This is a genomic window from Corallococcus terminator (assembly GCF_003611635.1).
GTDB lineage: Bacteria > Myxococcota > Myxococcia > Myxococcales > Myxococcaceae > Corallococcus > Corallococcus terminator.
In genome coordinates, this window is record NZ_RAVZ01000317.1 from 1 (window position 1) to 11,299 (window position 11,299).

An 11,299-nucleotide genomic window follows, 5' to 3' on the forward strand; every position below is an offset into this window, starting at 1 on the left:
GCCCGAGGGGCGCGACGGCCGGGGGGCGGGCGCGGCGACCGGCGGCGGGCGCGGCGGCTCGGAGTGCACCGACACCACCTCGGTGCCCCGCTCCGCGTCCGGCGCGGCCACCGGCGGCGGCGGCCGCATTTCGGCCTCCATGCGCGGCAGGCTGCCCGAGCCGCGCACGGGCGGCCGGGACAGGTCCGACGGAGCCCGCATGGCGCCCGAACCGGAGCCGGAGCTGGAACCCGGGCCCAACGGCTTCGGGTGCGAGCCCGTGCCCGGCATCAGCGACCGGGGGTTGGAGCCCGTTCCCGAACCGCTGGCGGACGAAGGCGCGTACTCCACCAGCCGGTCCCCCAGCGTCTCCTTGAAGTACTGCGCCACCGACGCGGGCGACGAGGAGAGGCGGTGGTGGGTGATGACGGCTTCGATCTCCTCGCGCATCGCCGCCGCGGTGGGCGTGCGGCGCGCCGGGTCCTTCACCAGCGCGCGCAGGATGAGGTCGGACACATCCTGCGGGATGTGCGGCCGCAACTGCGAGGGCACCGGCGCGGGTTCACGCACGATGGCCGCGAGCGTCGCCGCGTCATGGTCGCGGCGGAACGGCAACTGTCCGGTGAGCAGCTCGAAGAGCACCACGCCCAGCGCGAACACGTCGTTGCGCCAGTCCAGCGGACGGCCGCTGGCGGCCTCCGGGGAGAGATAGGAGATCTTCCCCTTGATGACGCCCGCCTGCGTCTGCTCCTCGCCCTGCACCTTGGCGATGCCGAAGTCGGACAGCTTGATGGCGCCGTCCAGCGACACCAGCACGTTGTGCGGGGACACGTCGCGGTGCACCACCGGGTGCGCGGTGCCGGAGGGGTCCACATAGCTGTGCGCGTAGTGCAGGCCCGCGGCCACCTCCGCGACGATGCGCAGCGCGTGCTCCAGGGGCAGCGCCATGCCCTTGCGGCGCAATTCCGTGATGAGGCGCTTCAGGTCCGGGCCGCGCACGTACTCCATCAGGATGTACGCGACACCGTCCGTCACGCCCACGTCGAAGGTCTGGACGATGTTCGGGTGCGTGAGGCGCGCGTTGGCGCGGGCCTCCGCGAAGAGCATGTCGACGAACTCGGGGTTCTCCGCGAACTGCGCGAGGATCTTCTTCATCACCACGAACTTCTCGAAGCCCTTCACGCCCTGCTGCTTGGCGAGGAACACCTCCGCCATGCCGCCCTGCCCCAGCCGGCGGATGATCTGCACCCGGCCGCTGCCCTGCGAATGCACGTCCGTGGGCGACGTGTTCTTGCTGCCGGGTTCGGAGTTGGTGGCGCCGAAGAGGTACTGACTGAGCGCGCGCTGCTCCAGCGCCTCGATGTCGTCCTGGGCCTTCTCGGTGAGCGGCGTGCGCGCCAGCAGGCCCTGGAACTGCGCCAGCGCCGGAGCCCGGGCGTTGCCGCCGCAGATGGGGCACACGCGCTCCATGCTGCCCTTGGCGCGCAGCACCTCCAGGTACTCGGAGGTCTGGATGCGCTGGTGGGTGACCTGACCGCAGTTGCGGCAGTCGCACGGCAGCCACAGCGTGGCCAGCTTCACCGGCAGCGTCTTGGTGGACTTCGACAGCACGGCCAGCATCGGCGGGGGCACGCGGCTGAGCACCACCTGCGCGCCCTGCGAAGCGACCTCCAGCACCTGTTCGATGCGCGGCAGCGCTTCCGGCTCCACCGTGCTCACGTGACAGCAGTCGAACGCGACGCGGCCCTCCAGGCCGGACGCCAGCCGTCGCACGTTGAGGTCGCCCTTGAGCACGCTGGCCAGCGTGATGAAGGTGATGTCGTCCTGGACGATCTTCAGGTGCGAGGAGAGTTCGGACGGCTCCGACGGGATGCTGGAGCGCAGATAGCGCAGCACCGCCGGGTCCACCGCGGAGAACTGCTGGCGGCGCGCGAAGTCGAAGAACTCCGTGGGCTCGTCCGCGAACTCCAGCGGCTGCGAGCACACCGGGCAGTGGTGCTCCGGGGCACCCGCCTGATCCAGGACCTTCGCCTCCTCCACCAGGCGGACCAGCCGCAGCCGGTCCTCCTTGCAGAAGCGGCAGGTGTAGGGGGCCAGCAGGGAGAGCACGCGCGCGACGCCCGCGAAGCCCTCCACCATGTTGAGCTGATCCACCACCACCGGCGGCGCGTTGATGACGTACAGCCCCGCCACGCCCTGCGGCGGGTGGCCCACGAACTCAATCCACCGGCGCACCCCGAAGGAGCTGATGCGCTCCACCAGGCCCAGGTCCACCACCACGAGGCCGGAGAGGCCCTTGGAGGACGGGGTGAGGGGGAAGGTTTCGTCGATCACCCCGGCCACGCGCACGTGCAGCAGGCTGCCCACGCGCAGGGAGGTGATGCTGGCATTGGAAGCTTGGCTCTCCACCCGCCTACCCTCGTTCCAGACAGAACAGCAGCGACTTGGGCTGCGCGGCCCTGCGGCGCGCATCCCCCAGGTCCACCCCACAGGCGAACTGCGTCTTCTGCCCCGGGATCACCCGCACCGCCACCGCGTCGCTGTGCTCCAGGATGCGCCGCAGGCCCAGGCCCGCGCCACCGCCAGAAGCGTCCACCTGCGCCTTCTCACCCCACGCCTTCACCACCCGCACCAGCGGGGACGTCGTCAGGCGGCCGAAGCGGTCCGTCGCCTCCAGCCACGCGCGGCCGTCCACCACCGCCCACGACAACAGGCAGCGATCCTCGTCCGCCACGCCCTGCACCTGTCCCCGTCGGTGGGCGTACTTCGGCTGCCCCGCGTCGTCCACCGGCGCGTCCAGCAATGCGTTCACGCCGATTTCATGCACCACATCCGCGACCCGGCTGGCGGCCACCTTCGAGCCCCCCGACTGGATCACCGCTTCAGCCGCGCGTTCGCCCGCGGCCGTCACGTCCGCCACGCTGCCCAGCTCCTCGCGCGACACGGACGCCTCCGGCGGCAGCAGCGCCCCGCCGCGAAGCAGCGCGCCCAACAGCCGCACCTCCCAGGAGGACGGCTGGCCCCCCGGCTCCCGCGTGGCCAGCAGCAGCGCCGGGGGCTTGCGCTCCAGCAGCGCCGCGTACGCGGGTGTGAGGCGCCCGTCGAAGAGCACCAACTGGGGCGCGGCGACATCGCCCCGCCCCAGCAACAGGCCGTCCCGCGCGAGCACCCCGGAGGCCTTGTCCAGCGCCTCCGGCGTCATCGACGTGTCCGGCGTCAACTTCAGGGGGGTGTCCTTCACGGGGGCAACGGTATCCAACAAGGCCCTAGTAATGCAGCCGGACTTCACTGAAGACGCCCAGCGGGGGTGCGGGGAAGCCGTGGGACTCTTCATACTTCGCGTTGAAGAGGTTCGTCCCCAGCAGGGAGACGGCCACGCGCTCGTGGACGTTGAAGCCCACACGCGCGGTCGCGGTGATGTAGCTGGGGAGTGAAACGCGGGTAGAGGTGCCGGAGTTCTCGTCCACCACGAAGCCCGGGTCGAAGCGGGGGCCCACCAACAGGCCGTAGAGCTCCACGAAGGCGTACTTGCCGATGTTGGTCCGGCCGCGCAGGTACACGCGGTGGGTGGGCGCGTAGTCCAGCGGGTAGCTGGGCCCGCCATCCAGGGGCAGCGCCTTGGCGTTCAGGAACTGGTAGGCGACGTCGAAGGAGGAGTTGAGCTGCGGCACCTGCGCCGCGGCCTCCAGTTCGAAGCCCACGACGCGCGCGTCGCCCAGGTTCTTGAACTGCGACGTGGAGCCGAACAGGAGCTCCTGATTGATGAAGTTGTTGGCCTGGTTGTAGAAGCCCGTGCCCGTCAGGCGCACCCGGCGATCCAGCGGCCAGAAGTCCACCGCGGCCTCCACCGTGTCCAGCGTCTCCGCGCGCAGTCCGGGGTTGCCCAGGAGCGTCGCGGCGTACATCTGCTGGTTGATGGCCAACTCCGCCAGCGTGGGCGCGCGGAAGGCGCGGCCGTAGTTGGTGCGCAGCGTGAGCAGCTCCGGGATGGCGTGGAACACGACGCTGGCGCGCGGGGAGATCTGATCCGTGCGGGCCTCCCAGACGCGCTCGGGGATCTGGTAGTTGTCGTAGCGGGCGCCCGCGCCGAACACCAGCCGGTCCGTGGCGCGGAACTCCGCGTCCACGAAGCCGCCCAGGATGGTCTGCTTCGTGTCGTCCAGGCCCAGGCCCGGCAGCACGTTCTGGTTGTTCACCTGGTCGGCCTTCACGTCGCCGCCGACGGTGAGCGACAGCTTCTCCAGCGTGAACAGGGCGCGCGCCTCGCCGCCCAGCCGGCTGCGCTTGCCCAGCGTGTTCTCCAACGCGCCGGTGATCTCATTCTCCAGCGCCACGTCGCGGCGCTTGAAGAACGTGTAGGCCTGCGCGAACACGCGCACGTTGTCCGTCACCGGCTGATCGAACTGGATGGACGCGTTCAGGTTCTGGACGTGCTCGTTGTCCTGCGCCGTGTAGTGGCAGCGGCCGCAGTTGCCCACGGTGGAGATGTTCTGGCCACCCGGACGGCCGATGTTGGCGTCGGTGAAGTCCGCGTCCAGCGCGAAGGAACCCACGCGGACCTTGCCGTTCACCTGGTGCACCAGCGAGTCCTCGTTGGTGTCCGTCTGGTTCAACTGCGGGTTGTTGAAGAGCTGCGGGCCATCCGAGCCGAAGCCGTAGTAGCCGAGCAGCGCCTCCACCGGACCGCCGCGACCGGCGACGTTGGTCTGCAGGCGCCACGTCTTGTCCTGGCCGGCGAGGATGCGCGCGTCGGCGCCCACGTTCTGGCCCTTGGCGATGAGGTCGCCGGGCTGGCGCTCGATGATGTTGATGACGCCGCTGAAGGCGTTGGAGCCGTAGAGGGACGAACCGGGACCGCGGATCACCTCCACCTGCTTGAGGTTCACGAGCGGCGTCGTCTCATCCGCGTAGAACTGGCCCGTCCACGGATCCGTCAGCGGGCGGCCGTCCTTGAGCAGCAGGAGGCGGTTGGACAGGTAGTTGGAGCCCAGGCCGCGAGCGCTCACCGCCGCCTTGCGCATGGAACCCCGGCGGCACTCCATGCCGGGGAAGTACTGGATGGCCTCGCAGAGCGAGAACTGGCCGGTGCCCTCCAGTTCCTCCGCGGGGATCCACGACACGGTGAGGGGCACGTCGGAGATGCGCTGCTTGCGCTTGCCGGCCGTGGTGACGACGGCCTCGCTCAGCACCTGGTTGACGGTGTCCTCGAAGTCGGGCGTCAGCGTGTCCAGGTCCGCCAGGCCGGAAGGGGGCGGCAGGGGCCGGTCCGACGTGGGCTCCGTGAACGGCGCGCGATCCGGCACGTTGTCCGTCGGCGTGCCAGGGAGGGGAAGATTCCCGTACGCCGCGGGAGGCGGCGGGTTGGACGGAGCATCCGACGGCAGCGGACCGGCCGGGATGGACGTCGGAGGCGACGCCGGCGACGCGACGGGCGCCGGATCCGCGACGGACGGGAACGCGTACGGGTTTCCGCCCAACGGCGGATCGGCCGGCGGCTCCGAGGCGAGGACGGGCTCGTCCGTGACGGGCCCGCTTCCCGCCGGCAGCGCGTCCGGCTCCGGCACGGGCGCGGGCGGCTTGGCTCCCTTGCGGGGCTTCGCCACGCGGGCAGGTTTGGCTCCCGCGGCTGGCGGCGTCCGCTTGCGAGCGGGCTTCGTGCGCGTCGTCTTGGGCGCCGGATCCTGAGCCGCCTCCTGAGCCTCCGCACGGTCCACCGTGAGCAGGGCCAGGACGCAGACCACCATCGTCATGCACGCTCGCGCGCCCAGACGCTCCGGAAACCTCTTCACCGCATTGTTTCGCGGCACACCGTACACAGTCGAGTCCATCGTTCTCAATTCCACGAGGGGAGGCAGCGATGTCCGCGGTTCAGTTCGCCAGGGTCCAGAGCCGTTGCGACTGGCAATCGTCCGCAGGGGCGAGTTTCCACCCCTGAACGGAGGCGTTCCGCTCGACTTCTCAAACTACCGCAATAACTGGCCTAAGGCCAAGTCGCGGCTGTCGATCCGGTAAAACGTGTCGCCAGACACGCTGGGTAGGGCTCGCGGATCACCGTGCCGCGCTCAGTCATCCGGCTGTTCGGAGGTGACGGCCAGGTCGTCGGTGAAGGGCGGCAGCGCGGGGCCCAGGGACTCGGCCTGCACGAGGACGGGGGTCTCCACCCGCAGGTCGGGCGCGTCCACCAGGACGGGCTGACGGCGCGGTGGGCCCTGGGTGACGAGCTTGCGGAAGTCCTCGAACTCACGGCCGGGGATGGCCGCGAAGGCGTCGAAGGGGGCCACCGCGCCCACGGCGGACAGGGACTGGGAGAGCGAATCCCCCGAAGCTTTGAGCTCCACCAGCACCGCGCCCGGCACCCGGCCGCTGCGGAAGAGCACGCGCAAGTCCTTGGGCGCGTGCGCCACCGGCACGAGCGCGGCCTCCGCGCCCTTGGCCTCCAGCATCTTCACCGCCGACTCCACGTTGGGCACCGGCACCAGCTTGAAGTGCTTCTGGGCGTCCATGTCGCCGCCCAGGACGACGTGGGAGACGAACTTCGGATCCGACGGGCCCGCGCCCTTGACCAGCGCCATGCGCTTGCCGGCGAGGTCCTTCACGGAGCCCTTCTGGGTGGAGATGATGGCCCAGCGCTGCTGCGTCTCTCCGGCGCGGGGCGCGTACGCCACCGGCTGGGCCTTGGCGCCCAACTGGACCGCGGCCCAGGCGTCCACCACGGCGAAGTCGATGAGGCCCTCCCCCACCGCCTTGGAGAAGTCCTCGTAGCGGCCGAAGCTGCGGGCGGCGACGGGACGGCCCAGGCTGGCCTCCAGCTTCTGGGCCAGCGCTTCGGCGTACTGGAAGCGCTCCTGGCCATCCGACAGCGTGGTGGCGAGGAACACGCCCAGGGTCGCCTTCTTGGGCGCCGCGGACGCGGGGGAGGCAACGAGGAACAACACGGCGGCGAACAGCGCGAGGCCGCACCGCGCGACAACGGATGGCGTCTTCTTCACGGCGTCTCCTCGGCGGTGACCCCGGCCGGGGCGGCGCCGGAAGCGTCCCCCAGTCCGTAGAGTCCCTGCAGGCGATCCTTCCACTCACGCACCTGGGCGGCCCGGGGGCCCGCGCCCGCCGCCAGATAGCGGCGCCAGGCGTCCACGGCCTCGGCGGGCTCGTGGCGGCGCTCCTGCGCGTCGATGCCCAGGTTGAGCGAGGCGACGGCCACGCTCGGCTCCAGGCGCTTCCACGTCGCGACGGCGCCGGACGTGTCCCCCTGGCGCCAGTCCACGCACGCCAGGTTGTGCTGCACCAGCGCGTCGTCGGGCGTCACGGCGAGCGCGGCCTTCAGCGCCTTCTCCGACGCCTTCATGTTGCCGGAGGCGTACGCGATCGCCGCCTCGCGCCGCAAGAGCGCGCCGGTGAGGGCGCCCATCCAGCGGGGCTGCCCGGGCATGGGCTTCTTCTGGGCGGTGGTGAGCAGCTTGCGCGACGGCGCCACCTTGCCCTGGCGGTACAGCACCCACGCGTCCGCCAGCGTGCGCGTGTTGGGCCAGGCCCACTCCGGCGCGGGGGTGAGCGCGCGCTTGAGTCCGGACGAGGCCTCCGCGAACTTCCCCTCCTCCGCGCGCGTGAGCGCCCGGGCGAAGGTGGCCAGCTTCGCGAGATCGCCTCGCTTGCCCGTGCCCAGCCGGTCCACCGCGTCCAGGTCCCGGTTCGCCGCGACGGGGTCGCCCGCCTCCAGCTTCGCCAGGGCCCGGCGCACCAGCACGCGCGGCAGGTTCGCCTCCGCCACCTTGGCGGCGCTCTTGGACGGGCCCGCGTCCGACAGCCGCTGCACGGCGGCGTCCACCTGGCCCAGCTCCACCTCCGCGAGCGCGGCGCCCGCGGACGCCTCCGCGCGCTGATCCGGCTCCTGCGTGGCCTCACTGGATTGGGTGAAGGAAGCGAGCGCGGACTGCGCGTCGCCACTGCCCAGCCGGGCGTAGCCCAGCAGCAGGTGTTCGCGCCACGTCGCGCCCGGCAGCGTCACGGCGCCCTCCATCACCTTGCGGCCTTCCGCGTACTGCCGGCTCTCCAGCAGCACCGCGCCCAGGCGGCGCCCCATGGCCACGGAGCGGTCCAGGTCGTACGCGCGGCGCAGGTCGCGCACGGCGTCGTCCAGGCGCTGCGTGCCGGCGCGATCCCGCGCGCGGTGGGCCAGCGCCCGGGCCAGCCACTGCTTCGCGCCGGGGTGGTTGGGTTGCACCTGGAGCGCGCTGCCGTAGTCCTCGATGGCCTGATCCCACTGGCCGGTGGCGAAGTGGTCCGCGCCCAGCAGCATCCAGCCCAGGGCCTGACGCGGCGCCATCTCCACCACGCGCCGGTGCACCTCCACCGCGCGCTGGAAGCGGCCGGCGCGGCGGTTGACGGAGCCCAGCGTCGCCCACAGTTCCAGGCTGCCGCCGCCCGACTTCACCGCGGTCTCCAGGAACTGGATGGCCTCCTCGTGACGCGCCTGCGCCTGGAGCGCCTTGCCCACGGCGATCTGCCCCAGCAGCAGTCCCGGCTGCAGCTCCAGCACCTTGCGGAACTCCGCCTCCGCCTGCGAGGGCTGCTTCTGCGCGAGCCGTACATCCCCCAAGAGCAGGTGGGAGGCGGGCGTGGCGCCCAGCTTCACCAGCGCCAGCGCCTGGGCCTCCGCGCGAGGCACGTCCCCCGCGGAGAGGTACAGGCGCGCGAGGCGCTCCTTCGGCTCCGCGACCTGGGGGAACTTCGTCACCAGCCGCTCCAGCAGCGCGCGGGACTCCGGCACGCGGCCTTCCATCTCCAGCACGGCGGCGAGGCCAATCTGCGCGGGCGCGGACTCCGCCCGGCCCGCCTGGGACTTCTCGAACGCGGCGCGCGCGGCGGGCGCGTCCCGGCGCAAGAGGTGCGCCTTGCCGAGCAGTTCGTGGATCTGGAAGTCGTTGCCGGCGAGCTTCTCCGGGCGCAGGGCCAGGTAGCGCTGCAGCCGCGTCACCGCCTTGTTCCCGTCCTGCACGTACAGGTAGTAGCTGGCCAGGTAGTAGTGGACGATGAGGTGGTCGGGCTGATCCGCGGCGGCCACCTGCTCCAGCACCGGCACCGCTTCGTTGAAGCGGCGCAGCTTGAAGTACGCCGTGCCCAGCGGATACGCGAGCGACAGCTCCCCGGGGTTCTGGGCGAAGACGGGCTGCACGCGCGCCACCGTGCGCTGGAAGTCCTGGAGCGCGTTGGCCGCGCTGCCCAGGCCCGCGGCGGTCGCCACGGACTGGGGCTCCTGGGCCAGGGACTGCTCGAAGAGCTGGAGCGCCCGGCGGAACTTCTCCTCCGCCTCCTTCTTGTCGCCCTTGGCGGCGGCGGCGTTGGCGGACACGAGGGCCTGCTCGCCCTGCTCCGATTGGCGCTGGGCCTCCGTGGCGGGCGGCGGGCGGAACTGCGCGAGCGCCGTCGGCGGGCCGGCCAGCGAGGCCAGCAGGACGAGCGCGGTGGAGACGCGGCGCGGAGAGCGGGAGGATGGGCGCATGCGATTCATCACGGCGAGGGGGCGGGGCTGAATTCGGCGACGATGACGGTGATGTCATCGCGCTGCGGCTGACCGGCGCTGTAGGCGCGCACGTCCGCGAGGAGCGCGTCGCGCAGGGCGTCGGCGGGAAGGTGGGCGTTGGCCTGGAGCGCGGCGGCCAGGCGCTGCGTGCCGTACAGGCGGTTGGTGCCGTCGCGCGCCTCGGTGAGGCCGTCCGTGTACCAGACGACGATGTCGCCGGGCCGCAACTGCGCCTGGCGCGAGGTGAACTCCGACGCGACGTTCGCGCCCAGGAGCGGTCCGCGCGCCGGCAGCGACGCCATCTGTCCGGTGGTGCGGTTGAAGACCGCCGCCGCGGGGTGGCCACCGGCCGCGTAGTCGATCTGCCCGTTGTAGACGTCGATGACCGCGAGCGCGCTGGACATCTGGTGCTCGCCCCGGCCCACGTTGGCCAGCGTCACGTTGAGCGCGGTGATGAGCATCTGCGCGTGCACCTGCGACGGCTCGCGCAGCGTCATGGCGGAGGCGAAGCCGCTGGTGGCGCTGGTGGCCACGAGCGAGGTGGACAGGCCGTGGCCCGTCACATCCCCGATGCCGATGACGACGCGCCGGTCATCCAGCGCGGCGCGGAACCACCAGTCGCCGCCGCACGCGTCCGCCGGCACCACCAGCCCCGCGAGCCGCAGCGGCCCCACCGTCACCGCCTCGCGGCCGGGGAGCAACGTCTCCTGCACCGTGCGCGCGAGCGACACCTCGCGCTCCAACTGCGCCTTGGCGCGCACGTCCTCCAGCAGGACCTTGATGCGCTCGGCCATGTGGTTGAACACCACGCCCAGCGTCGTCACCTCGCGGCCCGCGCCCGGCGCCGTGCCCGCGCGAGCCCCCAGGTCACCGGCGGCAAGCTGCATCACGCGGTGGGTGAGCACGCCCAGCGGCTTGGTGATGCGGCGGCTCTGGTACGCGGCCAGCACGCCCGCGAGCACCACGAAGCCCAGGCCCAGGCCCACGATGCGCAGCGTGTTCGCACGCACCGCGGCGCGGTTGGCATCCTCCAGTTCGTGCAATTGCTTCTGCAGCTCCTCCAGCGAGTAGCTGATGACCACGACGCCCTTGCCGGCCTGCGCGCCGTAGTCGAGCGGCTCCTGGAACTCGAAGACGGGCTGCCCGTTGAAGAAGGCGCTGGCCCAGCGGCGCTCGGCGGTGCGGCCCCCGGAGGAGCCCAGCTTCGCGGCCGGGTCGCTGTCCGCGACCAACTGCGAGTCCGCGTCGAACATCTGCACGCGCAGGATGTTGCGGTTGTCCGCGATGATGGAGCGCGCCACCTCCGTGAGGAACGCGTAGTTGTTGTCGCGCAGGCTGGTGGCGGAGGTGAGCGCCAGCGTATGGCTCACCGTCTGCCCCAGTTCGCGCGCCTGGGACTGGAGCCGCTGGGTGAAGCGGTCCGAGGCCTCCGTGAGCTGCGACTCCGTCGTCTTCGCGGAGAGCGCCGCCAGCAGGCCCACGATGATGATGACCATCGCCCCGGTGGTGAGCAGCAGCAGTTGATCCAACCGCAGCCCGCGGATGGCCGCCACGTTGGGCAGCTCTCCGGCTTCCAGGGGCGCGATGAGGGTGTGGGTGCCGTCCACGGGCACGCCCACCGACCCGGTCATCCGGGTGGACGTGTTCTCCCCGCGCATGACGGTGAGTTCCCGGGAGTGCGTGCCGGTGTACTCAGGGGGTGGGGGCGGAGTGGCCCCCGTCGGAGCGTCGGAGGACGCATCAGGGGCATCAGGCGCGGGGTCGAGGCGCGTGTTCGTACGGGACAAGGCACACCTGGGG

Annotated in this window: 6 protein-coding genes; all 6 read right to left on the reverse strand. The window is 71.7% G+C overall.

Annotation, left to right across the window (positions count from 1 at the left end; genetic code table 11):
- Positions 1-2,388, reverse strand: a 2,388-nt coding sequence (locus D7V88_RS32780; RefSeq protein ID WP_147448952.1) for a serine/threonine-protein kinase, incomplete at its 3' end; no start/stop codon positions are given.
- Between the two features lie 4 nt (positions 2,389-2,392).
- Positions 2,393-3,220: a hypothetical protein gene (locus tag D7V88_RS32785; protein WP_341870743.1), complete on the reverse strand. Its 828-nt coding sequence runs from the start codon at positions 3,218-3,220 to the stop codon at positions 2,393-2,395.
- 25 nt (positions 3,221-3,245) lie between these two features.
- A complete protein-coding gene (locus D7V88_RS32790) occupies positions 3,246-5,729 on the reverse strand; it encodes a TonB-dependent receptor plug domain-containing protein (RefSeq protein ID WP_443651622.1) in 2,484 nt (827 codons plus the stop codon).
- Between the two features lie 312 nt (positions 5,730-6,041).
- Positions 6,042-6,926, reverse strand: a complete 885-nt coding sequence (locus D7V88_RS32795) for a PhnD/SsuA/transferrin family substrate-binding protein (protein WP_120544561.1) — start codon at positions 6,924-6,926, stop codon at positions 6,042-6,044.
- Between the two features lie 38 nt (positions 6,927-6,964).
- Positions 6,965-9,478 carry a tetratricopeptide repeat protein gene (locus D7V88_RS32800; protein ID WP_120544562.1) on the reverse strand — a complete coding sequence of 838 codons (2,514 nt, stop codon included), beginning with the start codon at positions 9,476-9,478 and terminating at the stop codon, positions 6,965-6,967.
- 8 nt (positions 9,479-9,486) lie between these two features.
- Positions 9,487-11,286, reverse strand: coding sequence for a PP2C family protein-serine/threonine phosphatase (locus D7V88_RS32805; RefSeq protein WP_120544559.1), 1,800 nt, complete (start codon positions 11,284-11,286; stop codon positions 9,487-9,489).
- Between the last annotated feature and the right edge of the window lie 13 nt (positions 11,287-11,299).

Coding starts and splice junctions, on each gene's coding strand:
- D7V88_RS32790 (WP_443651622.1), bottom strand. CDS start 5,729: ATGACGATGGTGGTCTGCGTCCTGGCCCTGCTCACGGTGGACCGTGCG.
- D7V88_RS32800 (WP_120544562.1), bottom strand. CDS start 9,478: ATGCGCCCATCCTCCCGCTCTCCGCGCCGCGTCTCCACCGCGCTCGTC.